The following is a 26,360-nucleotide window of genomic DNA, read 5'->3' as shown; positions in this document are numbered from 1 at the left end:
GTTGCTTTCGCTGTCCCGTTGAGGTAATTTGAGCCGAAATTTCCCATCGAACGGGCAAAGCCAAGGTGACCTGGGGACGCAAAGCCGCCTGCCCCTCCCGGATGGTTAGGGGACACACGGAAGATTGTGTGTGACAAGGCTCGCCTTTGCTGAGGGCGGGCCTTTTTTGGGGGCCGGTCGCCGGGCTGCAACCGACGCTTGTGGAATCTGACACTGCCGGAGGGCATGATATGGAAAGAGTACGGAATGGTGCGGGTTTGATCTGTGCGCTCTGTGTGGGCGGTCTCCTGCTGACGGGAACGGCATGGGCCGACGAGGGACGCGTCATCGTCAAGTACCGGAGCGAATCCGATATCCAGGCTCTGGGGAGCGATGCGGCCCGGATGCGCACCATGAGCGCGCAAACCGGCCTGGACGTGGTAGCCAGCCGCGTCATGTCCGGGCGCATGCATGCCGTGCGCGCGGCGGGGGTGACCTCACGGGAACTGGCGGCACGCCTGGCGGCGCGGGCCGACGTGGAATACGCCGTGCCGGATGAGCGCAGGTTCATCGCCGCCGTAGCCAACGACCCCATGTATTCCCAGCAGTGGTACCTGCAGGCGGCCGAGACCTCGGCCATCAATGCCACGGCGGCGTGGGACACCACCACAGGCAGCAGCAGCGTGGTGGTGGCGGTGCTGGATACGGGCATCCTCCCCAACCACCCGGACCTGACCACCAAGCTGACCTACAACGGCAGCACCCTGTACGGGTACGATTTCGTGTCGGATACCGCTATCGCCAATGACGGCGACGGCCGCGACAGCGACCCCTCCGACCCGGGGGACTGGGTGACGGCGGCAGACCTGGCATCGTCATCGGTCTTCGACGGCTGCACAGCCACCAACAGCAGTTGGCACGGCTCCATGGTGGCCGGCATCATCGCCGCCCAGAGCAACAACAGCCTGGGAGTGGCGGGGGTTTCCTGGGGGGCGAAGATCCTGCCGGTGCGGGTCATGGGGAAATGCGGCGGCTACGACTCCGATATCATCGACGGCATGCGCTGGGCCGCCGGCCTGTCGGTCACCGGCGTGCCCATCAACAGCTACCCGGCCAGGATCATCAACATGAGCCTGGGGGGCTCCGGCAGTTGCACGGCCGCCTACCAGGACGCGGTCAGCCAGGTGCGGGCCGCGGGGGCCATCGTGGTGGCCGCGGCCGGGAACGACGGGGGAAGTGTCGGCGTGCCGGCCAATTGTACCGGGGTCCTGGCGGTGGCCGCGCTGCGCAACGTGGGGAGCAAGGTCGGTTACAGCAACTATGGGCCGGAGGTGGGCATCGCCGCGCCCGGCGGGAATTGCGGCACGTCCACGGTCTGCCAGTATCCCTTCTATTCCACCAAAAATTCGGGCACGACCTCCCCCGAGACCGACAACTATTCCGTCGCGAGCGATAATGAGATCGGCACGAGCTTCTCCTCCCCGCTGGCGGCGGGAGTAGCGGCCCTGATGCGCTCGGTCAATTCCTCGCTGCCCCCCTCGACGCTCATAAGCCGTCTCAAATCCGGCGCATCGGGCTTTCCCACGCTCTCCGGGGTGACGAGTTGCGCGGCCGTGGACCCGGCAAGCGTGAGCTTGGGAAAAAGCCCTGCGGCGGAATGCAACTGCACGACCGCCACCTGCGGGGCGGGGATGCTCAATGCCGCGGGTGCCGTCTCCGAGGCGCTACGCCCCATTGCAGCCATCTCGTCATCCACGACAGCGACCATAACGGGTGGTAGCGTCACCCTGAGCAGCACGGGCACCGTGGCGGCCGACGGGCGGACCATAGCCAGCCACCTCTGGACCACCACCGGCGGTACCCTGGCCAATGCCGACCAGGCCACCGCGACCCTCACGGCGGGCAGCGCCGGCACAACCACGGTGTCCCTGGCGGTGACGGACGACGCGGGCAAAACCGACACCGCCAGCACCACCATTACGGTCACCGCCGCGGTCCCGGGCGCGCCGTCCATCGGAACGGCCACGGCCGGAGACGCCCGGGCCATGGTCGCCTTCACCCCTCCGACCAGTAACGGCAGCCCGGCCATCGACCTGTACAAGGTGACGTCATCCCCCGGCGGCGTCACCGCCACCGGCACCTCCAGCCCCATCATCATCAGCGGGCTCACCAACGGTACAACCTATACCTTCACCGTCGCCGCCCACAACAACTCCGGCTATGGCGCGGCATCCGCGGCATCCAACAGCGCAACCCCGACCCCCGCGACCTTTACCGCAGCGGACGCCCTCCTGGCACTGAAGATGACTGTGGGGTACGTCATACCGACCCAGAGCCAGATCCTCAAGCTGGATGTGGCTCCCCTGCTGAACGGCGTTTCCGTAGGGGACGGTACGGTGGATATGGAGGATGCCGTCGTCATCCTGCGCAAGGCGGTGGGATTGATGTAATAATGACCGGAATATACCGAAGGGTGTCTTCATGAGGTTAACCCGGACCCAGGACGCGGTTCGGGACCGCCATGGGTACCGCGGGGGAATGGGGCTACCGGCAGCATACTGAAGAGCTGGCTCTGGAACAGGCTTTTTTTTCGCGATTTGCCCCACAGGGCGTGTGCTGTGGTACAATTGCACCTTATCGTTCAGGGGAGCCCTGCCGCCGCAGCGCGGCCGGACGCCCCCGGCTTGTAATGAGACAACCGGCAAAGGAGAATCGAGCATGGCACCTACGAAACCGGTCGCGGCCTTCCTGGCGGTCGCCTTATCGGCGCTGTTCCTGCCGCTGCGAATGGCACAGGCTGCCCCTACCCTTGCCGCGCCGGTCGCAACCGGCGTGAATGTCGGCACGGCTACCCTGTCGCTGCAAGCGGACGCGAGCGGCACCGGCTACATCACCCTGCTCGCCGGAAACGATACGGCCTGCGGCACCGGCGCCCAGGTAAAAAACGGCAAGGACGGCACGGGCGCAGCCGCGCTGCGCTTCGGCTCCCTGGCGCTCACCGCCAACAGTGCGGGCAGCTACACCCTGCGCAACCTGGCGGCCGCAACCCCTTATACGGTCTGTTTCACCGCCGATGACGGCACAACCCTGCAAACCGTACCCGCCACGGCCAACCTCACCACCAAGGGGGCGCTGGCCTTTGTCAACCCGGCCTGGACGCCGGTGGGGAACATCAAGTTTTCTACCGGCATGGCATCGTTCCCCACACTCGCCTTTTCCCCGGACGGCACCCCCCATGTGGCGTACAAGGACTACGCCAGTTCCGGCAGAGCCACGGTCATGAAATTCAGCGGCGGCAGTTGGCTTGCGGTGGGCGGCTTCGGCTTCTCCGCCGGGGCCGTCCAGTATACCTCGCTCGCTTTCGCCCCGGACGGCACCCCCTATGTGGCCTATCAGGACTACACCAGTTCCGGCAAGGCCACGGTGATGGCATACATCGGCGGCAACTGGGCCCTGGTGGGGCCCCAGGGGTTCTCCACCGGGGTCGTCTATACCATGTCGCTCGCCTTTGCCCCGGACGGCACCCCCTATGTGGCCTACCAGGACGACAGCGACTACAAGATCAGGGTCATGAAGTACAGCGGCGGCAGCTGGCTCGCGGTGGGAGCCCCGGGCTTCTCCACCGGGGCGGCGGCAGACACATCGCTCGCCTTTGCCCCGGACGGTACCCCCTTCGTGGCGTACGAAGACGACGGCAACTCCGGCAAAGCCACGGTGATGAAGTTCGACGGCAGCGCCTGGCTTACGGTGGGCAGCGCCGGCTTCTCCACCGGGGCGGCGGCAGACACATCGCTCGCCTTTGCCCCGGACGGCACCCCCTTTGTGGCGTACCGTGACGGCAGCACCTCCTCCAGGGCCACGGTGATGAAGTTCGACGGCAGCAGTTGGCTTACGGTGGGGAGTGCCGGTTTCTCCGCCGGGGCGGCCTATACCCCCTCCCTCGCCTTTGCCCCGGACGGCACCCCCTTCGTGGCGTACCAGGACGACGGCACCTCCTCCCGGGCCACGGCGATGAAGTTCGACGGCAGCGCTTGGATTCCGATGGGGAATGCCGGCTTCTCCCTCGGGGCGGCCTTCTCCACCTCGCTCGCCTTTGCCCCGGACGGCGCCCCCTTCGTGGCGTACCAGGACGGCAGCAGCACCACCTACCAGGCAACGGTGATGAGAGTCTCCACCACGCCCACCGCCGTCACCGGCGCGGCCAGTGCCATTACCGCCAGCGGCGCCACCCTGAACGGCACCGTCGCCGACAACGGCTACGATACCACCGTCACCTTCGACTACGGCACCGCCACCGGTTACGGCACCACCACGGCCGCCACCACCGGCGCCACGGTCAGCGCCGGAGCGGGGGACACCCCCGCCGCCGTCGCCATCACCGGGCTCACCTGCAACACGACCTACCACTTCCGGATCAGCGGGACAAACAGCGCCGGCACCACCAACGGCAGCGACGCAAGCTTCACCACCGCCGCCTGCGTACCCGGCGCCCCCGTCATCGGCACCGCCGCCACGGCCGGCTACGGCCGGGCAACGGTGGGCTTCACACCGCCCGCCTCGGACGGCGGCGCCACCATTACCGCCTATACGGTCACCTCGTCGCCGGGGAGCATCACCGCCACCGGCACCGCCAGTCCCATCACGGTGACCGGCCTTGCCGATGGTACCGCCTACACCTTCACGGTCGCCGCCACCAACTCCGCCGGCACCGGGACCGCCTCGGGGGCTTCCAACAGCGTCACCACCCCGAGCCGCTCGGCACCCACCGCCGTCACCGGCACGGCCGCCGCCGTCACCGCCAGCGGCGCCACCCTGAACGGCACCGTCGCCGACAACGGCTACGATACCACCGTCACCTTCGATTACGGCACCACCACCGGCTACGGCACCACCACGGCCGCCACCACCGGCGCCACGGTCGGCACCGGGGCGGGGAGCACCCCCGCCGCCGTCGCCATCACCGGGCTCAACTGCAACACTACCTACCACTTCCGGGTCAGCGGGACAAACAGCGCCGGCACCACCAACGGCAGCGACGCTACCTTTACCACCGCCGCCTGCGTACCCGGCGCCCCCGCCATCGGCACCGCCGCCACGGCCGGCTACGGCCGGGCAACGGTGAGCTTCACCCCGCCCGCCGCGGACGGCGGCGCCACCATTACCGCCTATACGGTCACCTCGTCGCCGGGGAGCATCACCGCCACCGGCACCGCCAGTCCCATCACGGTAACCGGCCTTGCCGACGGTACCGCCTACACCTTCACGGTCGCCGCCACCAACTCCGCCGGCACCGGGACCGCCTCGGGGGCTTCCAACAGCGTCACCACCCCAAGCCGCTCGGCACCCACCGCCGTCACCGGCGCGGCCGCCGCCGTCACCGCCAGCGGCGCCACCCTGAACGGCACCGTCGCCGACAACGGCTACGATACCACCGTCACCTTCGATTACGGCACCACCACCGGCTACGGCACCACCACGGCCGCCACCACCGGCGCCACGGTCGGCACCGGGGCGGGGAGCACCCCCGCCGTCGTCGCCCTCACCGGGCTCAACTGCAACGCCACCTACCACTTCCGGGTGAAAGGGACAAACAGCGCCGGCACCACCAACGGCAGCGACGCCACCTTTACCACCGCCGCCTGCACCTCCACCCCCACCTTCGCCATCGCAGACGCCCTGCTGGCTCTGAAGGCGGCGGTGGGCACCGTCACCCCGACCGCCAGCCAGCTCCTGCACCTGGATGTGGCGCCGCTGGTAGGCGGCGTATCGGTGGGGGACGGCAAGATCAATGTCGAGGACGTCCTCGTCATCCTGCGCCGGACGATCGGACTGCTGTAACGGCGGAAGCCGCCTCCCGGCATCCCCGACGACGGCGGTATTGCGGCATCCGCGCCTGCCCAACAGTCATTGGGATTGACAGGAGCGGTTAAATCCAGTACCGTAGACACAATCACAAGGCCCTGGGGGAGTTCGAAAGAGCTGAGATGATTCCTTTTGGAATCAGACCCTTTGAACCTGATCCGGTTAATCCCGGCGTAGGAAAGCGGCTTGCACGACTGTTCATCCAATCCATGAACCCGGCCGCCTGTATCACAACAGCGCGGCTTTTCTATTATCACGAGGGATATGCCATGGGCGATTGCAGCAGACGGTTCCGGCTCGTCATCAACAATACGACGCACGTATTCCCGCCGGTGGAGGGGGTGTACCTGATCACCGACCAGGGAGACAACCTGGTGGAGCGGGTGCGGACCGCCCTGCGGGGCGGCGTGGCGGTGCTGCAGTACCGCGCCAAGGAGAAAAGCCGCGAAACCCTGCTGGCGGAAGGAAGCGAGCTGAAACAGCTCTGCAGGCGCTTCGGCGTGATCTTCATCGTCAATGACGATACCCGCCTGGCCAAGGAACTGGATGCGGACGGCGTTCACCTGGGGCAGGACGACGGTGCCATCGCCGAGGCGCGGATGCTGCTCGGCCCCGGCAAGATCGTGGGCAAATCGACCCACAACCTGGAGGAAGCCCTCCAGGCCGAGCAGGAAGGGGCCGACTACATCGGCTTCGGCGCCATGTACCCCACGGACAGCAAGGTCATCACCCACATGCCGGGCACCAGCGGCCTGTGCGCCATCCGCGACCGCATCAAGCTCCCGGTGGTGGCCATCGGCGGCATCACCACCAGCAACGCCTGCCGGGTGATCGATGCCGGCGCCGACGCCGTGGCGGTGATCTCGTCGGTGCTGTCGAGCCCCCGCCCGGACATCGCGGCCGCCGAGTTGAAACTCCTCTTCAACCGCACCTGCCCCCACCCCCGCGGCTCGGTCCTGACCGTGGCCGGTAGCGACTCGGGCGGCGGGGCGGGCATCCAGGCCGACATCAAGACCATTACCCTGCTGGGGAGTTACGCCGCCAGCGCCCTGACCGCCCTGACCGCCCAGAATACCAAGGAGGTTTCGGCCATCCACGGCCTCCCCCCCTCCTTTGTGATGGACCAGATCACGACCGTGCTGGCCGATATCCCGGTGGACGTCATCAAGACCGGCATGCTGCACACCGCGGCCATCGTTTCGGCCCTGGCCGAACTGCTGGCGGAGCGCTCCGCCTACATCCCGCTGGTCATCGACCCGGTCATGATCTCCAAGGGGGGCACGGCCCTGCTGGACCGGGACGCGATCCGCGCCATGCAGGAGCATCTGCTGCCCCAGGCCTACCTCTTGACCCCCAACATCCCCGAGGCCGAGCGTCTCTTGGGACGGGCCATCCGCTGCGAGGCGGACATGGAGCAGGCGGCCCGCGACCTGCACGCCCTCGGCCCGGCCAACGTGCTGCTCAAGGGGGGGCACCTCGCCGGCCGGCAATCCACGGATATCCTCTTCGATGGCTACGAATGCCGGGAATATGCGGCGGAGCGGGCCTTCACCAGCAACACCCACGGCACCGGCTGCACCTACGCCTCAGCCATCGCCGCCTTCCTCGCCCAGGGGGAACCGCTCAAATGCGCCGTGGAAAAGGCCAAGGAGTTCATCTCCGCCGCCATCCGCCTGGCCCACCCCCTGGGCAGGGGGCACAGCCCGGTGAATCATTTTGCCGCCGCCCGGCAGAGCGACCGCTGAACCTTACCATTACCCATTGATACGGAGCACGCAATGACCCAGCTTGAATACGCCCGTCGGGGCCTCATTACCGAACAGATGCGGATCGCAGCCGCAGCGGAAGGGGTGGAGCCCGAGTTCATCCGCGACGGACTGGCCGCCGGCACCATCGTCATCTGCCACAACGTCAAGCACGCCAATGGCACCCCCCTGCCGGTGGGGACCGGCCTGCGCACCAAGATCAACGCCAACATCGGCTCGTCCTCCGACGATACGGACATGCAGAAGGAACTGGAAAAGGCCCGCATTGCCGTGAAATACGGGGCCGACGCCATCATGGACCTCTCCACCGGCGGACCGGTGGACGAAATCAGACGGGCCGTGGTGGCGGAAACCACCGCCTGCATCGGCAGCGTGCCGCTCTACCAGGCCGCCCTAGACGCCGTACGGGTCAAGAAGAAGGCCATCGTGGACATGACGGTGGACGATATCTTCGCCGGCATCGTCAAGCATGCCGAGGACGGGGTGGACTTCATCACCGTGCACTGCGGCGTGACCCGTTCCACGGTGGAGCGGATGAAGAACGAGGGGCGCGTCATGGACGTGGTCTCCCGCGGGGGGGCCTTCACCATCGAGTGGATGGCCTACAACCGCCAGGAGAACCCGCTCTTCGAGCACTTCGACAAACTCCTGGAGATCACCAGGGAATACGACATGACCCTGTCCCTGGGCGACGGCTTCCGCCCCGGCTGCCTAGCCGACGCCACGGACCGGGCCCAGATCCACGAGTTGATCATCCTGGGGGAGTTGACCCAGCGCGCCCAGGACGCCGGGGTGCAGGTCATGATCGAAGGACCGGGGCACGTGCCCCTGAACCAGATCCAGGCCAACATCCAGTTGCAGAAGCGGCTGTGCCACGGCGCCCCCTTCTACGTCCTGGGTCCCCTGGTCACCGATATCGCACCGGGCTACGACCACATCACCTGCGCCATCGGCGGCGCCATCGCCGCGGCCGCCGGGGCCGACTTCCTCTGCTACGTCACCCCCAGCGAACATCTGCGCCTGCCGGACGTGCAGGACGTGCGCGACGGCGTGATCGCCTCCCGTATCGCCGCCCATGCGGCCGACATCGCCAAGGGGGTCAAGGGGGCCATGGACAAGGACATCCAGATGGCCAGATGCCGGAAAAAACTGGACTGGGAAGGGCAATTCGCCCTGGCGCTGGATGAAGACAAGGCGCGGGAGTTCCGCGCCAACTCGCCGGTTGCCGACCACGGGGCCTGCACCATGTGCGGCGAGTTCTGCGCCTACAAGGTCATGGACGATGCCATGAAGCGGTGATTCCCCGGCATGCCGTATTCACTGAACCGCCAAATATGACTTGACAAACAGGCGGCCGCGCTTAGAATTAATTCCTACATATATTAGCAATTTACTGACCATCTGATAAGCGATACTACTAAACCGCCAGCGATGACGGGACGGATAGCCTACGGGTCTCACGGAGACAGCCGGGTGCCGAAAGATCAGATCCTGGGCACCCGTATATAGTGTGGTGGTCAAGGGGGGTCAAAGTCGGTTCCGGCCGTTCTCTCCCCAGGGGAAACGGCACTAATGGGGGTGCTGCATGGGGTTTTCCCTGAATCAATCCTTGAGCCACATCGAGGTCAAAGAGCCCCATGTCGCCGAGATCTATCGTTCCTCCAACAACGTCGTCCCTTCCGAGGAGCAGTGCCAGGGGCATCTGTGCGAAGCCTATGTCTGCACCGCGCGGGAGGAGGATGCTTTCACCGCCTACGTGGCCTTCTTCGATACCGTCACCCAGCGCCCCGTCGTCTTTTCCGCCGCCAGCGATACCCGCAAGCCCGCCGACCAGAAACGTCTCGTCAACGAGGCCCTGAAGTTCACCAAATCCATGGGCTTCGACATGGAGCAGGTAAAGCTCGACTACAGTGCCGCCATGCGCCAGGTCATCATACGCGGCATCAGCGTCATGCGTCCCCCCGCCCCGCCCCGCCCCGGCAGACAGCAAGCCAGGGGCGCCGCACCGTCCATGGCGCCCCAACCGGCCGTCCAGCTGATCCCGGCCCCTGCCCCCCACGACCATACCCCAGCCATACCATCCGTGCCCAATGTCCCGTCCCCGGCGGTTGCCGCGCTGACCGCCGAGATTGCCGATCTCAGGAAAGCCCTGGCGGATAAGGAACCGGCCGAGGCTGAAACCGGGAAGGTCCCATCACCTGAGGCTGCCGCCCTTGCCGCAGAGGTTGCCGGCCTGAAGGAGGCGTTGGCGGGCATGGAGGCGGCCAAGGCCGAAGCCGAACGCATGGCCGAACAGGCCATAACGGCCATCAAGCTGGAGTTGGAACGGACCACCGCCTCGCACCGGGAACAGGAGGAGGCACTTCGGGAGGAATTGGCCGAAAAGAACACGGGGGCGTCGCCGGAGAACGACGCTGTTGCCGGGCTTCGTGACGAGCTGCAGGGCAAGGCCGAGGCGCTGCGCGCCCTCGAGGGGATTCTTGCCCGGGAGAGCGCCCAACGCCGGGAGGCGGAGGCCCGGGCGGAGGAACTGGACCGGCGCCTGGAACAGGCCGAAACGGAGTCGGCCGAGCTGCGCCGGGAATTGGACCGGCTCCATCAGGACGTGGCGGCCGAACGCTCGAGCGCCGAACAGCAGCTCTCCAGGGAGATTGCGGGCCGGGCCGCGGAGGAACTTGCGGCAACGGAGCGGGAGCAGGCCCTGCGGGACGAACTGGCGGCCGCCCGCACCGAAAACGGGGTCATGCAGGGCACCCTGAAGAACGTCATGAAGGAACAGCAGGTACTGATCAACGAGCGCGAGGCGCTCAAGGCCGAACTGGCGGTCATCAAGGAGAGCGCGGGGATTGCATGGCGGCAGGAGCGGGAGGCCCTGGAGCAGGAACGGACAGGGTTGCATGCCAGCGTCAAACGCCTGGAAGAGGGCCAACGGGAGGAACGGCAGCGCTCCGAAACGCTTCTGGCCGACAAAGAGCTCGAACTGAAGGGCACCCAGGCCGAGTTGAACTCCCTTGCGGCCAAGCTGGAACAGTTGACCGGCGAGAAGAAAGTGTGGGACACCCTTGCCGGCAATTTCAAGAAAAAGGCCCACAAGGCGGTGGAACGCCTCAAGCGGGAGAAACAGGCCCTGGAAGAAAAGCTGAAGGAACTGGAGCACGCCCCCCCTTCTCTTGCCGTATCCCCTCCCCCGCCACCGGCTCCGTCCGTGTACCCCCTCCCCGCGTCCCAGGCGCCCATAGCCATGGAGCGTCACGTGGAATCGCCATTTGCGGCCCTGGGACTGGTGGATGCCGGCCCCGGTTTTTCCGGGTTCGGCGGCTTCGGCGGCCCGTCAGTCGGAGGGGGTGGGGCCACCTTTCGCTATGCCCCGGACGTGACGGTCATTTCCTACCATGTGGCCGACGACATCGTCGAACTCTACGGTTCGGCCAACGTGGTCCAGGCCGCCCCGGAGGGGAGGCGCTCCCAGCTCTGCGGCGCCTATGTCTGCGTGGTGGAGCGGGAAGGGAAGACGACCATCAACCTCGCCTGGCACCTGATCGACAGCGGCGAGGTGCTGATCTGCCTGCCGGAAGAGCAGCCGGAAGGTGCGGCAAACTACGCCCGCGCCCTCCAGGACGCCATCTTTTACTTCGAAAGCGTGGGGTTCATGATGGACCGGTTCGAGCTGTCGCGCAATTCCCACCGCCAGATCAGGGCGCTGGAGAAGATCGGCATCTGCAGGATGGACGAACCGGTTGCCGGAGAACAGGGCGCGGGAAAAGAAAACGGGGACGGGGGGGCTATACCTGCTGCCGCGTGACGTAGGCGCTGCTGCGCTGCTCGGCAAAGGTGAGGTGGGCGATCATCGCCTCCCGGGCGGTTTCCGCGTCCCTGGCCTTGATGGCCTCGAAGATGCGGCGGTGGTGGCCGAAGAGCAGGTGATGGTCGTCGCTGGTCAGGTAGACCGCACGCCAGACGGTCTGCTGGAACTCCTTCATGGCGTCGAACAGGCTCTGCATGAGGTGGAGCCAGACGATGTTGTGAGTGGCGCGGGCGATCACGATGTGCAGGTTGGCATCCAGGTCCTCGGAGGGCTTCAGGCCGTCCAGGTTGCGCTCCATGCCGCCGATGATCTCCTCCATGCGCCGGATATCCTCGGGCAGCGCCCGCTGGGCCGCATAGTAGGCGGTCCAGGATTCCATCCCCTTGCGCACCTCGATCACGTCCAGCGCCCGCTCCTGCTCCGACCGGATCAGATCCGAGAGCGGATTTCCCCCCGGCATCTCCACCAGGGACAGCACGACCGTCCCCCCTCCCTGATAGGACATGACCAGGCCGGCCGCAGCCAGAATATTGAGCGCCTCGCGCACCGACGGGCGGGATACGCCGAACATCTCGGCCAGTTCGCGCTCGGGGGGAGCTTGTCGCCGGGGGAGAATTCCCCCGCCAGGATCGAGGCGCGGATCTGCTCGGCGATCTGGGCCGAGACCTTCTTGGGTTTGATAGGCTGGAATTTCATGGGGGTCCGATCACAAAAACCAAAATCCGCCACAGAGACACGGAGACACGGAGAACGTCAAAGCCACAGCCTATTTTGCAGGGATGAGCATGAACTGTTTATCCCTCTGCTTCTGGTTTTCCTCTGTGTCTCCGTGTCTCTGTGGCAGGTGTGAAGTTGAGATTCTTTCCGTTTGTAAAAAGGGGTGCCGTATACGGCCCCCCTTCTATCTACTACAGATGACACAGCTTTGCAACCCTGCCGGTTCAGACAGCCCCGTCCAGACTGCGCGCCAGAAGCTCCGTCACATGCACGATCCCCACCTGGGGCAGATGTTCCGCCAGCCCCTTCTTCAATTGCAGCAGACAGCCCGGATTGCCGGTCACCAGCAGCTCCGCGCCGGTGGCCCGGATGGTGTCGATCTTGCGCGTGAGGATGCGGTCGGCCATCTCCGGCTTGGCGATGTTGTAGGTGCCGGCGCTGCCGCAGCAGGCGTCGGCCGCTTCCAACTCGCGATAGTCCAGCCCCGGGATCAGCCGGAGCAGGTCCCGCGGTTCCCGGCGGATACCCTGGCAGTGGGCGATGTGGCACGGGTCGTGGTAGGTGACCGTCAACGGGAGCGGCTTGAGCTTGGCGCGCAACTCCTCCCGGTGCAGCGCCAGGACCTGTGAAATATCCCGCACCTTGGCGCTGAAGGCCGCCGCCTCCGGGTCCCCCTCCAGGTGATGGCCGTAGTGCTTCAGTTCGGCCCCGCAGCCGCCGCAGTCGGTGACAATGAAATCCGCCTCGATCCCGCCGAAGATGGCCACATTGCTGCGCACCGCCTCCTTGAGGCCCGCCAGGTCCCCGGACAGCATGTTGGGCGCGCCGCAGCAGACCTGGTTGCGGGGGGTGACGACCCGGTAGCCGAGCTCGGAAAGCAGCCGGACGGTCGCCCGGCTCGCCTCGCTGAAGATCAGGCTCATGACGCATCCCAGGAAGAAGGCGACGGTACCACGCTCCTCCCCCCGGGCCGGCGTGACCTCGTCGATGACTTGGCGCAACGGCCGGGCGGGCAGGTTCGGCAACAGCCCCTCCATGCGCTCAAGCTGCTCCGGGAACAGCTTCATGACCCCCAGCTTGCGCACCAGTTTTTGCAGGCCGGTGCGCTGGTAGAGGCGCATGGGGACCAGAGACGCCTCCAGACGGTCGGGGTGGGGGACCAGCCGGCGCAGGATCAGCTCTTCCATGAAGGAGAGCCCCTCCCCTCCCTTGCGCTCGCAGGTGAATTCCGCCACCAGCTCGCCGGCATTGACCCCGCAGGGGCAGGCCGAGGCGCACGCCTGGCAGTCCAGGCAGAGGGAGAGGTATTCCAGAAGGCGCTCGGACTGGTCCAGTTCCCCTTCCTGAAGCTTGCGTATCAGCGCCACCCTCCCCCGGGGGGAGGCGGTCTCCAGGAAGGTCTCCTTGTAGGTGGGACAAGAGGGGAGGCACATGCCGCAGCGCATACAATTTATCAGTTTTACGTAGTCCATTGATAAGAACCTTTAAACCTTTTACACCTGCCACAGAGACACAGAGACTCAGAGAACGTCAAAACAAAAAACAATTTTCTTCCGGTTTTCTCTGTGAACCTCTGTGTCTCCGTGTCTCTGTGGCAGACGTTACGATGTTAAAACACCTTCCCCGGATTGAGTATCCCCTTCGGGTCGAATGCCTGCTTGATCCCCCGCATGACACGAATCCCCGATTCACCCACCAGCCGCGGCAGGTAGCGCTTCTTGGCCAGCCCCACCCCGTGCTCGCCGGTGATGGTGCCACCCATGGCGATGGCGGCGTCGAAGATCTCGTCGAAAGCGGCATGGGCCCGGGCAATCTCGTCCTGGTCCCGCTCGTCGGTCAGACAGGTGGGGTGCAGGTTGCCGTCCCCGGCATGGCCGAAGGTGCCGATGGTGAGATGGTGCTTGCGGGCCGCCGCCTGGATGACCTCAAGCATGGGCGCGACGCAGCTGCGCGGCACGGTGGCGTCCTCCAGGATGGTGGTCGGCTTGACCCGCGCCAGGGCCGACAGGGCGGTGCGCCGCGCCGTGGCCAGCTTGAGCGCCTCGTCGGCGTCCCGAGCGGTCTGGAAGAAGGAGCAGCCGTGGCGCCTGCAGATCTCCTCCACACTGGCGGCCTCCTCGGCCACCACCGCCGGGTGGCCGTCCACCTCGATCAGCAGGACCGCATCCACGTCCAGAGGGAGCCCCACGTGGGAATAATCCTCCACGCACTTGATGGTCACCTTGTCCAGGAACTCCAGGGTGGCCGGGATGACCTTGGCGGCGATGATGGCCGACACCGCCAGGGCGGCCTGGTGCAGTTCGGGGAAGTGGGCCAGCATGGTGGTCTTGGCCCGGGGCTTGGGTATCAGCTTGACCGTGATGGCGGTGAAGAACCCCAGGGTGCCTTCGGAGGAGACCAACAGCGGATTCAGGCTGTAGCCGGCCACGTCCTTCACCGTCTTGCCCCCGGTACGCAGCAGCTCCCCGTCCGCCAGGACCGTGGTGAGCCCCATGACGTAATCCGCCGTCACCCCGTATTTCAGGCCGCGCAGCCCGCCCGAGTTCTCGGCCACGTTGCCTCCCATGGTTGAGATGTTCATGCTCCCCGGGTCGGGGGGATAGAAGAGGCCGCGCCCCTCCACCTCCCGGTGCAGGGTGCTGGTGATCACCCCCGGCTCCACCGTGGCGGTCAGGTTCTCTTCGTCCACCTCCACGATGCGGTTCATGCGGCTGGTCTGCACCACCACCCCGCCCCCCGAGAGGGAGCCGCCCGACAGGTTGGTGCCGGAGCCGCGCGGGGTCACGCTGATCCCGGCCCCATGGCAGAGGGCCATAATGCGGGCCACCTCTTCGGATGTGCCGGGCAACAGGACCACCCCCGGCCTGCTCTCCAGTTCGGGCGTGGAATCGTAGCCGTACACCGCCAGGGATTCGCGGTCGGTCAGGGCATACTGCTCGCCGACCACGGCCTTGAGTTCGTTGATAAATGATTGTTCCATTGGTTCCTCTCTTGAAGCAATCCCCTCACCCGGCCTTCGGCCACCCTCTCCCGGAGGGAGAGGGCTGATTACCTTCTCCCAAGGGGAGAAGGTGCCCCAAAGGGGCGGATGAGGGGGATTGCTACTCGTTACAAAAACTACAGAGCAATAGACACTACGGTATCATCCACGAAAACACATAGGCTTGCAAGTACACAATCACCCCCACCACCACCGTCAGGAACAGGGAGTGCTTGAGGGTAAAGCGGAACAGGGTCCCCTCTTCCCCCACCATGCCGGTGGCCGCCGTAGCCACGGCCAGGGATTGGGGGGAGATCATCTTGCCCATGACCCCGCCGCTGGTGTTGGCCGCCCCGGTCAGGATCGGGCTCAAACCGAGTTGTTCGGCCGTTGCCTTCTGCAGGCCTCCGAACAGGACGTTGCTGGAGGTGTCGGAACCGGTCAGGAAAACCCCCAGCCAGCCGAGGAGCGGGGCGATGAAGGGGAACCAGTGGCCGGTCTTGGTGAACACCAGGCCCAGGCAGTTGGTCATGCCCGAGGTGTTCATGACATAGGCCAGGCCGAGCACCGACGCCACGGTAACCGCCGGATAGCGCATGTCGTAGAGGGTTTTGCCGAGGATGCGGAAGGTATCGCCGATGCCCACGCCGCAGATCAGGGCCGAGAGGAACGCCGCGATCAGGATGGCGGTGCCGGCGGCCGACAGGAAATTGAAATTATACTTGGCGGCCAGCTTGATGGGCAACTGGTCGGCCACGGCCTTGTCCAGCGGCTTGAAGCGGTCTTTGGGCACCGCGTTGACCTTCACCAGTTCCTTGCACAGTTTCTGGGTCTCGGTCATCTTCTTGGCAACCAGGTCGCAGCTCTTCAGCCGCTCGTCGCTCAGGACCGCCCCCTTCCCCGCCAACCCCTGCTCCACCGGCACAAAGGCATCCTCAAGCCCCTTCAATTCCTTCAGTTTGGCCGCCAGTTCCATCTGCTTCGGGTCGGCGGGGGAGAGCTGGGCCACCTGTTTGTCAATCTCCTCATTGACCTTGGCGATCTTCTTCAGCCCGTCTTCCGGTTTGGAGACCTTCTTGACGATCTGGTTGTGGAGCCCATCCACCGTGATCAGGACGGCGCTCTTGTCCAGCACGGCCTTGATGGAGGGGATGCCCCACAAAAGCACCATGACGGTCAGCGCCAGATACGGCGCCCAGGCCCGGAAGACCTGGCCCGCGGTGTAGTTGTGCTGTTCCCTGGTGGCGTCCCCGGTCTCGTGGTCGAAGGTCCAGACCTCCTTGGGGTGCCAGACCTGCAGCAGGAGCACCAGGGCCACCATGGAGAGGAGGGAGGCGGTGATGTCCGGGAGGTACGGTCCCAGGTAGCTGGCGGTGCCCCACTGGGCCAGGGCGAAGGTCGCGCCGCAGACGATGATGGCCGGCAGGACCTCCAGGCTCTTCTTCAGGCCGACCATGATCACGATCACATAAAAGGGGATGAACAGGGAGATGAACGGCAACTGGCGGCCGACCATGGTGGAGAGTTTCATGAGGCCGGCATCGTCGTACCCCATGACCCCGGCCAGGGCCACTACCGGGATGCCGATGGCGCCGAAGGCCACCGGCGCGGTATTGGCCACCAGGCAGACGCCGGCGGCATAGAGCGGACGGAAGCCGAGCCCCACCAGGGTGGCGCCGGCAATGGCCACCGGCGTGCCGAAACCGGCCGCCCCTTCGATGAACGCGCCGAAGCAGAAGGCGATCAGGAGCGCCTGGAGCCGGCGGTCCGCGGTCACCCCGGCCAGGGAGGCCCGGATGATCTCGAACTGCCCCCCCTTGACGGTGAGGTTGTAGAGAAACAGGGTGGTGATGACGATGTAGAACACCGGGAACAGGCCGAAGGCGACGCCCTGGCCGAAGGCCAGCCCGGCCAGCTTGGCCGGCATCCCCCAGACGACGACGGCGATGGCCAGGGCCGAGACCACGGCCAGGGGCCGGCGATGTGGGCCTTCATCTTGAGCACGGCCAGACAGATGAAGATGACGACGAGCGGGACGGCGGCCACCAGGGCCGACATCCCCAGGCTGCCTGCTACGGGGGTGTAGGTCTGAATCCAGGGCATGGCAAACGACTCCTTCCTTGCGCGAGTATGGTATGCAAACGTTCTCTGAATGGCATCATCTGTCCGCCTGTCCTGGATGTTTGACGGGAGCGAACAAAAATAAAATCAGGTTTTGTAAACTTGTATTACCAATTATATTTTTTGAAACTTCCTGTCAACGGTTTTTTGTATCAGCGCACAAAGCCTGTTGACAAGCGAGGTTAAGATGAATTAGCTTTAGATATAATTTGGTTTTACAAATTTTTAATCCCGGGACACAGAGCGTTTTCCCGACGGCAACGGCGCCAGGGACGGCCGCACATAAGGAGACCGTAACCATGTACGAACAATTCAAGGCCAGGGCCGAAGGGGTTGGTGCGGAGGTCTACCGTTTCAAGGACCGGGATGGGGCTCTGGAGTTCATCCTGCCGTTCCTGCACAAGGAGGGATGCGCCGGCGTCCCGCACCCCTGCGCCGTCTGGGCCGAGAGCCCGTTCCTGGAAGGACTGGACCGGGAGCCGCTCCGGGAGGTGGCCGGCATCAGGTTCGAGTTCGGCCGCGAAACGGCGGCCGACGCCCGCATCGGCATCACCCAGGCCGAGTGGGCCCTGGCCGATACCGGCTCCCTGGTACAGGACCAGACCGCCGTGGAACAGCGGCTGGCATCCTCCCTGACCGACATCCACATCGCCCTGGTCCCCACCGGCAATATCCTTCCCGACAAAACCGCCCTGCTAACCAGGATCAATCCCAGGACCAGCCGCTATATCGCCTTTATCACCGGCCCGAGCCGGACCGCCGACATCGAGCGGGTGCTGACCATCGGCGTCCATGGCCCGGAACGGCTCGTGATCGTCTGCGTGGATGACATGGAAGGAGCGGCCCGATGAACAAGGAATTCAGGGAATCCATCGGCAGGGCCGTGGGGAACGCCACCCTCACCGGCGCGTTGGGGAAGTTTTCCGAGGCCTACAAGGTCAACCGGGCCAAGGCCTACGAAGGGATCGATTTCGAGGCGCTGCGGGGCGCCATCGCCGAGCGCAAGTCCCATGCTGCCGCCAACCTGGAACTATTGGCGGCGACCTTCGCCAAAAACGCCGAGGCCCTGGGCGCCAAGGTCTTCCGGACCACTGACCCGGAAAAGGTGAAGAAATACATCCTGAAGGTGGCGCACGCAAACGGCGTGAAAAGCGTGGTCAAGTCCAAGTCCATGGCCACCGAGGAGATCCACCTCAACGCCTGCCTGGAACAGGCGGGCATCGCGGTGGGCGAGACCGACCTGGGGGAGTGGATCATCCAGCTTGCCGGCCAGAAGCCGTCCCACATGGTCATGCCCGCCATCCACATGACCAAGGAGGAGGTGGCCGACCTCTTCAGCAAGGAGGTTGACGAACGGCTGGAGAGCGACATCCCCCGGCTGGTCAAGGTGGCCCGCAAGGAGCTGCGCGCCAAGTTCCTCGCCGCCGACATGGGGATCTCGGGCGCCAACATCGCCGTGGCCGAGACCGGCAGCATCGTCCTGGTCACCAACGAGGGGAACGCCCGGCTGGTCACCACCCTGCCCCGGGTCCACGTGGCCCTGGTGGGGATCGAAAAACTGGTGGAGAAGTTCGACGACATCGTGCCGATCCTGACGGCGCTCCCCCGCAGCGCCACGGCCCAGCTGCTGACAAGCTACGTCTCCATCATCAGTGGCCCCGCGCCCACCACCGACGATTCCCCCAAGGAGTTGCACATCGTCCTCATGGACAACCGCCGCAGCGAGATGGCCGGCGACCCCAAGTTCAAACAGGCGCTCCAGTGCATCCGCTGCGGCTCGTGTCTCAACGTCTGCCCCATCTTCCGCCTGGTGGGGGGGCACGTGTTCGGCAGCATCTACACCGGCGGCATCGGCACCATCCTCACCGCCTGGTTCGAGGAGTTGCAGAACTCCGAGGATATCCAGGGGCTGTGCATCCAGTGCGGCAACTGCAAGGAGATCTGCCCCGGCAAGCTGGACATCCCGGAGATGATCATGGAAATCAGGCGGCGCCTGGTGGTGGAGAAAGGGCAGCCCTTTACCCAGAAGGCGATCTTCGGCATCGTCAACAACCGCTCGCTCTTCCACGGCATGCTGCGGGCCGCCGCCATCGCCGGCAAGCCGTTCACCTCGGGCGGCTTCATCCGCCACCTCCCCCTGTTCCTGTCGGATCTGACCGATGGCCGCAGCCTCCCCGCCATCGCCGCGGAGCCGTTCCGGGACCGTTTTCCCAAGATCGAGCAGCCCGACGGCTGCCGGGAAACGGCCGTCTTTTTTGCCGGCTGCCTGATCGACTTCGCCTACCCGGAGATGGGAGAGGCGCTGGTGAAAATCCTCAACAAGGCCGGCATCCGGGTCGTGTTCCCGGAAGGGCAGACCTGCTGCGGCGCCCCGGCACGGTACAGCGGGGCCTACGAGGTGGCGGCCGACAACGCCGTGGACAACATCGAGGCCCTGCTGGCGAACAAAGCGGACTACGTGGTCTCCGCCTGCCCCACCTGCACCGTGGCCCTGGCCCACGAGTTCGGCGACACCCTGGAGAGCCTGGGCCGGAAAGAATGGCTACCACGGACGAAAGAGCTGGCTGAGAGGACCGTGGATTTCTCCACCCTGGTGAAACGGCTGGTGGACGCGGGGCGGCTCACCTTGAAGGAGGGGCAACGGCTCGGTGCCATCACCTACCACGACTCCTGCCACCTGAAACGGACCCTGCGGGCCACGGAACAGCCGCGGGAGCTGTTGCAAAAAGCGGGCTACGAGCTGAAGGAGATGTTCGAGTGCGACATGTGCTGCGGCATGGGCGGTTCCTACTCCATGAAGCTGCCGGAGATATCGGCGCCGATCCTGCAACGCAAGCTGCACAACATCAGGGAGACCGGCGCGCCGATCGTAGCCATGGACTGCCCCGGCTGCGTCATGCAGATCAGGGGCGGGTTCGACCAGGACCGGGCCGATGTGCGGGTGAAACATACGGTGGAGTTGTTGGCGGAGGTAGTGGAAAGCTAGCGCGGAGTTATCAGGATATTGCGCAGGTAACAAGAGGCCCGCTTTCGTTTGGTGACGAAAGCGGGCCTTCTGCAATTACGGCCTTTCCCGGTGGATTTCAGTTTGCAGTTTCGCAAAATTTGCGTATATATCGATAGCATCTTCTCCATCACAAGGGCACGAGGCAACGGGCAGCTCCGGATCGAGGCGCCACAGCGCCTGCCGGCACTCTTCAGACAGCAGGAATCAGTCTGATTTCCGCCGCACAAAATCTTTTACAGGCCCACGGAGCGCGTTTACATGAATCTGCTGTACACCTTCGACCTGCTGGGCACCGCCGCTTTTGCCGCCTCGGGAGCGCTGGCCGGGATTCGTCGGGATATGGATGTCTTCGGCGTGCTGGTTCTGGGACTTGTCACCGCCATCGGCGGCGGTACGCTACGCGACGTGCTGCTGGGCGATACCCCGCCTTTCATCTTCAAGGACGAGACCTACCTCTACCTTTCGGTCGCGGTTTCCCTGTTGGTATTTCTCTTTCACCGCCGGCTCACGTTTCTCACCCACCCGCTGACCTACTTCGATGCCGTCGGCCTGGGCACGTTTGTAGTGATCGGCACCCACAAGGCCATTGAATTCAGGCTGGGATTTTTCGGTGCCGTCATGATGGGGGTGATGACGGCCACGGCCGGGGGCATGCTCCGCGACCTGCTTTCCGCCAAAGTGCCGATGATTCTGCATAAGGAGGTCTACGCCTCTGCCTGCCTGGCGGGGGGAGCCTTGCTTTACGTGCTGCAACGGAGCGCAGTGCCGCCGGACGGGGCCGCGCTTTTTTCGGCCTCGACCGTGATTATCCTGCGCCTGCTGGCGGTCAGATACAACTGGGCGCTGCCGCGGGCGGCAGACAGGACGCACTGAATGCACACAACGGGCAACACCGGCGTGCTCTCAAACGTCGGCCTAAAAACCGAGTTACTCCGCAGACAACAAAGGGGCGCTGCCTGCCGGCAGCGCCCCTTTTCAATCATCCGGACCAAAACCCCGGTCAGTTCCCTTCGCTCTGCGCTTTCAGCGCCTCCATCTGGTAATGGGCGCGCAGGGCGTCGGCGATCTCGGCCATATCCCCCGCCATAATGGAATCCAGGCGGTAGAGGGTCAGGCCGATGCGGTGGTCGGTCATGCGCCCCTGGGGGAAGTTGTAGGTGCGGATGCGCTCGCTACGGTCGCCGGAACCGACCTGCTGCTTGCGGTCGGCGGCCAGCTTGGCGTTCTGTTCCTGGAGGATGGTGTCCAGGATACGGGTCTTCAAAACCTTCATGGCCTTGGCCCGGTTCTTGATCTGGCTGCGCTCCTCCTGGCAGGCCACCACCGTGCCGGTGGGAAGGTGGGTGATGCGCACCGCCGAGTCGGTGGTGTTGACGTGCTGGCCGCCGGCGCCGGAGGAACGGTAGACGTCGATCTTCAGGTCGGCCGGGTTGATGTCGATGTCCACGTCCTCGGCCTCGGGCATGATCGCCACGGTGCAGGCGCTGGTGTGGATGCGCCCCTGGGCCTCGGTCTCGGGCACGCGCTGCACCCGGTGAGTGCCGGATTCGTACTTGAGCTTGGCAAAGACCCCCTCCCCCTCCACGGAGGCGATGATCTCCTTGAAGCCGCCCCGCTCCGACTCGGAGGCCGAGATGGTCTCCACCTTCCAGCGGTTGGTGTCGGCAAAGCGGGAATACATGCGGAACAGATCCCCGGCGAACAGGGCCGATTCATCGCCGCCGGTGCCGGCCCGGATCTCCAGGATGACGCTCTTGTTGTCGTTGGGGTCCTTGGGGAGCAGAAGCAACTGGATATCGGCCTCCAGCGTTTCCTTTTCCGTCTCCAGGTTCTTCAGCTCCTCCTCGGCCATCTCCTTCATGTCCGCATCGGACAACAGCTCCCGGTTCTCCTCGATTTCGGCCAGCACCTTGCGCCAGCGACGGTAGGCCGCCACCAGTTCGCTCAGGTCGGCGTGCTCGCGGGAGAGCTTGCGGAATTCCGGCTGGTTGGATATGACCGCAGGGTCGGACAGCAGCGCCTCCACTTCCTGGTAGCGCCGTTCAAGTTCTTCTATCTTGTCGAACATTTTTAAAACCTCAATCGGGTGTGCCACGGAGCCGCAGAGATGCGGAGAAAAGCGGGAGAAGAAAAAACAAATGAACCTAATGCCGTGTCTTTGACGTTCTCTGGGCCTCTGTGGCTCCGTGGCGGATTATTTTTAAACTACACGACCAAACGGTCGTCCGAGTATCCGGCGTTCACTTCCAGCGCCTCGTTGATGGAGCGGATGGCCACTTCCAGTTGCCGGTCGTCCGGCTCGCGGGTGGTGAGGCGCTGCAGGGCCAGTCCGGGGGCGATGACCAGCCGCACCAGGGGGTGGCTGTCGTTCTTGGCGCTCCACTTGAGGAACTCGTAGGAGATGCCGGCGATGAGCGGCAGCAGCACGATGCGCGAACCGGCCTTGAGATAGAAGGGCCAGAGCTTGGGGATCAGGGAGAACACGGCGATGCTCACCAGCATGACGATGAGGAGGAAGCTGGTGCCGCAGCGGGGGTGGAGGCGGCTGTAGCGGCGCACGTTTTCCACCGTCAGTTCCTCGCCCGCCTCGAAGGTGAAGATCGATTTGTGCTCGGCCCCGTGGTACTGGAAGACCCGCTGGATGTCGTTCATGCGGGAGATGCCCCAGATGTAGAGCAAAAACACGATCACCCGGATCACGCCGTCCACCAGGTTGAAGACGATGTTGTTGGTGCCGATGACCGGCGTCAGCAGCTTGGTCAGGTAGAGCGGGAACAGGAAGAACAGGCAGATGCCGAAGCCGAAGGCCACGGTCATGGTGCCGGCCATGGCCCAGGAGGAGAGTTCCCCCTTCCCCTTGTCCTTGTCCCCCTCTTTCTCCTCTTCGGTCATGGCCTCGTTGGCCGAAAAGTTGAGCGCCTTGATGCCGATGATCAGCGAGGTGAACAGGGCCACCGCACCGCGCACGATGGGGAGTTTGACCACCGGGTACCGTTCGGAGAGCGGCACCACCAGTTCACGCTTGACCACGATCTCGCCGTCGGGACGGCGTACGGCGATGGCCATGGAGCGGGGCGCGCGCATCATGACGCCTTCGATAACCGCCTGGCCGCCTACATTGATCTTTTCCATAGTACCTTTCTTTGTACGATCCAATCTCAATGGGGAAAATCTTAAAATCTGCCACAGAGACACGGAGACACAGAGAACATCAAAGGCAAAACAAATTTTACATCGGATGAACAGGATGAAAGGGGTAAAACCTTAAAAAACGGTTACGGGTAAAAACGTAAAGATTTTTATCCTGTTTATCCTGTTCATCCGATGTAAAGAACAGCTTTGTTTGTGCCCCCTGCTTTTCTCTGTGTCTCCGTGTCTCTGTGGCGGATGTTAATTCTATTCAAGTGTAGCGAAGAACTCCCGAACCTCGGCGGTCTGGCCGCAGCAGAACTGCCCCTCCGGACAGGGGCCTCCCACGCAGCCCGGTCCCGCGTCGCGGAAGATGATCGGCGCGGCCTTTCTCACCAGCCTGAGCATCTCGATGCTCATCTCCCGGATCTCCCACTGGGCCCGCTGGCAGCAGCGCAGGGCGAAGAAGTGCAAAAGCTCCCGGGCGTTCATGGTCATGATGATCTTAGTCTCGGTGGCGTTGGGCAGGATGTAGCGGGCATCCTCGGGAGGGATGCCCAGGTCCACCAGTTGGGCGTACGCCTTGTGCACCGTTTCGGACATGAAGGCGAAGATCTGCCGCGCATCGGCATTCTCCGCGATGCTGTCCGGCATGATGGAGGTGAACTCATCCTTGTGGGACACGTAGCGCTGGGATTGCTGGGAGAAGGAGGCGATCCGGTGGCGCACCAGTTGATGGGTGGTCACCCGGGAGATTCCCTCCATGCCGAAGGTGAAGGAGATGTGCTCCAACACCGAGTAGTGCCCCAGGGACATGATCTTGTTCAGGAACTTCTCGATGTCCGCCGATTCCAGCTTGTTGCGCAGTTCGCCGATGGACGTGGGCGAATAGCAGAGCCGGGCCGCCAGGGCCACCGTCAATTCGGGATTGGGGGTATGTTCGATCAGGGTTACGTTCATAGTGTACCGCCGGATTGGAGAGTAACGTCGCCAGGATACAAAAAAGGGGATTTGCCTGACGACAAGATCCCCTCAATGCATTGAACCGATGGTGTACTAAAGCTGGCCGTAACGCTTCTTGAACCGTTCGACACGACCTGCAGTGTCCACCAGTTTCTGCTTGCCGGTGAAGAAGGGGTGGCAAGCGGAGCAGATCTCGGTATTGATCTCCTTGTTGGTGGAGCGGGTCAGGAACGTGTTGCCGCACAGGCATTTCACGGTCACCTCGGAATACATTGGGTGGATACCTTCTTTCATCTTCTCTTCCTCCTCGGGGATGCTTCTCAGTCTCTGTATAAAAATGGATGTCGTCGGCGGGCACGGTCGCAAATTATAATCGTAATGATTCGAATTCATTTTTGCAACACTTTTTTCAACCCCCATTCCGATTCAGGAAAGGAGGCTTTTCCGACGCGCCCTCGGGCCGCGCACCGCCTGGCGAGGCCAGCGGCCGAAGTCACAAGGCACACGCGAAGATTGACGCCCCATGGGCGGAAAAAAGCCCTTTCCGGGCGGAAACTATTTGCTCATGGAGTCCAGGAAGTCCTGATTGCTCTTGGTTTCCGAGAGCTTGTCCAGCAGGAACTCCATGCTGTCCACCACGTTCATGGGATGCAGGACCTTGCGCAGGATCCAGGTGCGGTGGAGCGCGCTCTTCTCGATGAGGAGCTCCTCCTTGCGGGTGCCGGACTTGTTGATGTCGATGGCCGGGAAGGTGCGCTTCTCCACCAGCTTGCGGTCCAGGTGCAGCTCCATGTTGCCGGTGCCCTTGAACTCTTCGAAGATGACCTCGTCCATCTTGCTGCCGGTATCCACCAGGGCCGTGGCGATGATGGTCAGGGAGCCGCCCTCCTCGATGTTGCGGGCCGCGCCGAAGAAGCGCTTGGGCTTGTGCAGGGCGTTGGAGTCCACGCCGCCGGACAGGATCTTGCCCGAGGGGGGGATGACGGTGTTGTAGGCGCGGGCCAGACGGGTGATGGAATCCAGCAGGATCACCACGTCGCGTTTGTGCTCCACCAGGCGCTTGGCCTTCTCGATGACCATCTCGGCCACCTGGACGTGGCGCGTGGCCGGCTCGTCGAAGGTGGAGGAAACCACCTCGCCCTTGACCGAGCGCTGCATGTCGGTCACCTCCTCCGGGCGCTCGTCGATGAGCAGGACGATCAGGTACACCTCGGGGTGGTTGGTGGCGATGGAGTTGGCGATGTTCTGGATCAGCATGGTCTTGCCGGTGCGGGGCGGGGCCACGATCAGGCCGCGCTGTCCCTTGCCGATGGGGGCCACCAGTTCCACCACCCGCATGGGGAGGTTGTCGCCGGCGGTTTCCAGCTTGAGTTTTTCCTGGGGATAGAGCGGGGTCAGGTTATCGAACAGGATCTTGTCCCGGGCGACCTCGGGGGGTTCGAAGTTGACCGACTCCACCTTGAGCAGGGCGAAATAGCGTTCCCCCTCCTTGGGGGGGCGGATCTGGCCGGAGACCGTGTCGCCGGTGCGCAGGTTGAAGCGCCGGATCTGACTGGGAGAGACGTAGATGTCGTCCGGCCCCGGCAGGTAGTTGTAGTCCGTGGCGCGCAGGAAGCCGAAACCGTCCTGCAGGGTTTCCAGGACCCCCTCGCCAAAGATCATGCCGTTCTGCTCGGTCTGGGCGTTGAGGATGGCGAAGATCAGATCCTGCTTGCGCAGGCTGGACGCGCCCTCAATGTTGAGATCACGGGCGATGGTGTTGAGCTCGTTGATCTTTTTGCCTTTAAGTTCTTGTAAATTCATCGGTTCTCCTGCGTGCAACGCGGCACGTGCGTGCGGCTGTGGGGTAAAATGGGGTGCAATGGGATCTCGGGGATTATCACTATCATCACACTGGCGCCAATTCGGAAAAAATTGACCTCAAATGCGGCTCTGGAAGGAACGTGCCGGGGCAGGAAACTTCCTACATAAATTGAAAAATAGCTAAATTGGTTAAGGATTCACTCGGAGATTCATACAAAATGTTACGTA

Annotated in this window: 15 protein-coding genes, 2 pseudogenes and 1 riboswitch; of the genes and pseudogenes, 8 read left to right on the top strand and 9 right to left on the bottom strand. The window is 64.1% G+C overall.

Annotation, left to right across the window (positions count from 1 at the left end; all coding sequences use genetic code 11):
• Positions 1-230 precede the first annotated feature (230 nt).
• The 5 genes from FO488_RS03990 (at position 231) to FO488_RS03955 (ending at position 11,409) form a co-directional block, all read left to right on the top strand.
• Positions 231-2,429 carry a S8 family serine peptidase gene (locus FO488_RS03990; RefSeq protein WP_149209358.1) on the top strand — a complete coding sequence of 733 codons (2,199 nt, stop codon included), beginning with the start codon at positions 231-233 and terminating at the stop codon, positions 2,427-2,429.
• 268 nt (positions 2,430-2,697) lie between these two features.
• Entirely contained in the window at positions 2,698-5,817 is a 3,120-nt protein-coding gene (locus FO488_RS20390) for a fibronectin type III domain-containing protein (RefSeq protein ID WP_168205867.1), read from the top strand.
• A 114-nt stretch (positions 5,818-5,931) separates the two neighbouring features.
• A riboswitch (TPP riboswitch) is annotated at positions 5,932-6,038 on the top strand.
• Between the two features lie 72 nt (positions 6,039-6,110).
• Positions 6,111-7,586, top strand: coding sequence for a bifunctional hydroxymethylpyrimidine kinase/phosphomethylpyrimidine kinase (gene thiD, locus FO488_RS03965; RefSeq protein WP_149209357.1), 1,476 nt, complete (start codon positions 6,111-6,113; stop codon positions 7,584-7,586).
• A gap of 33 nt (positions 7,587-7,619) precedes the next feature.
• A complete protein-coding gene (thiC, locus tag FO488_RS03960; RefSeq protein WP_149209356.1) occupies positions 7,620-8,906 on the top strand; it encodes a phosphomethylpyrimidine synthase ThiC in 1,287 nt (428 codons plus the stop codon).
• Positions 8,907-9,192: 286 nt separating this feature from the next.
• Positions 9,193-11,409: a hypothetical protein gene (locus FO488_RS03955; RefSeq protein WP_149209355.1), complete on the top strand. Its 2,217-nt coding sequence runs from the start codon at positions 9,193-9,195 to the stop codon at positions 11,407-11,409.
• Here the strand turns inward: FO488_RS03955 and FO488_RS03950 are convergent.
• The 4 genes and pseudogenes from FO488_RS03950 to FO488_RS03935 form a co-directional block, all read right to left on the bottom strand.
• A pseudogene (locus FO488_RS03950) lies at positions 11,390-12,108 on the bottom strand (FadR/GntR family transcriptional regulator). The gene FO488_RS03955 and the pseudogene FO488_RS03950 overlap by 20 nt on opposite strands.
• A gap of 245 nt (positions 12,109-12,353) precedes the next feature.
• A complete protein-coding gene (locus tag FO488_RS03945; protein ID WP_149209354.1) occupies positions 12,354-13,601 on the bottom strand; it encodes a (Fe-S)-binding protein in 1,248 nt (415 codons plus the stop codon).
• A 137-nt stretch (positions 13,602-13,738) separates the two neighbouring features.
• A complete protein-coding gene (locus FO488_RS03940) occupies positions 13,739-15,109 on the bottom strand; it encodes an FAD-binding oxidoreductase (protein ID WP_149209353.1) in 1,371 nt (456 codons plus the stop codon).
• A 154-nt stretch (positions 15,110-15,263) separates the two neighbouring features.
• Positions 15,264-17,212 (bottom strand): annotated as a pseudogene (locus FO488_RS03935) (L-lactate permease).
• Positions 17,213-17,529: 317 nt separating this feature from the next.
• On the opposite strand from FO488_RS03935, the gene FO488_RS03930 reads away from it, so the two are divergent.
• The 3 genes from FO488_RS03930 to FO488_RS03920 all read left to right on the top strand — a co-directional run bounded on the left by FO488_RS03930 (position 17,530) and on the right by FO488_RS03920 (position 21,110).
• On the top strand, positions 17,530-18,081 hold the full coding sequence (locus FO488_RS03930) for a lactate utilization protein (protein WP_149209352.1): 552 nt from the start codon (positions 17,530-17,532) through the stop codon (positions 18,079-18,081).
• A complete protein-coding gene (gene ldhH / locus FO488_RS03925; protein WP_149209351.1) occupies positions 18,078-20,216 on the top strand; it encodes an L-lactate dehydrogenase (quinone) large subunit LdhH in 2,139 nt (712 codons plus the stop codon). The genes FO488_RS03930 and ldhH overlap by 4 nt, the downstream gene beginning before the upstream one ends.
• 279 nt (positions 20,217-20,495) lie before the next feature.
• Complete coding sequence (locus FO488_RS03920) at positions 20,496-21,110, top strand: trimeric intracellular cation channel family protein (protein WP_149209350.1); 615 nt, start codon at positions 20,496-20,498, stop codon at positions 21,108-21,110.
• A 127-nt stretch (positions 21,111-21,237) separates the two neighbouring features.
• On the opposite strand, the gene prfA is transcribed toward FO488_RS03920, so the two are convergent.
• From prfA to rho, 5 genes are all read right to left on the bottom strand, one after another.
• On the bottom strand, positions 21,238-22,305 hold the full coding sequence (gene prfA / locus FO488_RS03915; RefSeq protein ID WP_149209349.1) for a peptide chain release factor 1: 1,068 nt from the start codon (positions 22,303-22,305) through the stop codon (positions 21,238-21,240).
• Positions 22,306-22,442: 137 nt separating this feature from the next.
• The gene (locus FO488_RS03910) at positions 22,443-23,369 is read right to left on the bottom strand and encodes a DUF1385 domain-containing protein (protein WP_149209348.1); all 927 of its coding nucleotides are present in this window, start codon (positions 23,367-23,369) and stop codon (positions 22,443-22,445) included.
• A 264-nt stretch (positions 23,370-23,633) separates the two neighbouring features.
• Positions 23,634-24,326, bottom strand: a complete 693-nt coding sequence (gene thyX, locus FO488_RS03905) for an FAD-dependent thymidylate synthase (protein ID WP_149209347.1) — start codon at positions 24,324-24,326, stop codon at positions 23,634-23,636.
• A gap of 96 nt (positions 24,327-24,422) precedes the next feature.
• A complete protein-coding gene (rpmE, locus tag FO488_RS03900) occupies positions 24,423-24,623 on the bottom strand; it encodes a 50S ribosomal protein L31 (RefSeq protein WP_149209346.1) in 201 nt (66 codons plus the stop codon).
• A 261-nt stretch (positions 24,624-24,884) separates the two neighbouring features.
• The gene (gene rho / locus FO488_RS03895; protein WP_149209345.1) at positions 24,885-26,132 is read right to left on the bottom strand and encodes a transcription termination factor Rho; all 1,248 of its coding nucleotides are present in this window, start codon (positions 26,130-26,132) and stop codon (positions 24,885-24,887) included.
• Positions 26,133-26,360 lie beyond the last annotated feature (228 nt).

The organism is Geobacter sp. FeAm09 (assembly GCF_008330225.1).
Lineage (GTDB): Bacteria > Desulfobacterota > Desulfuromonadia > Geobacterales > Pseudopelobacteraceae > Oryzomonas.
Note: the sequence above shows the minus strand (reverse complement) of the source record. Positions and strands in the feature narration are given on the sequence as shown.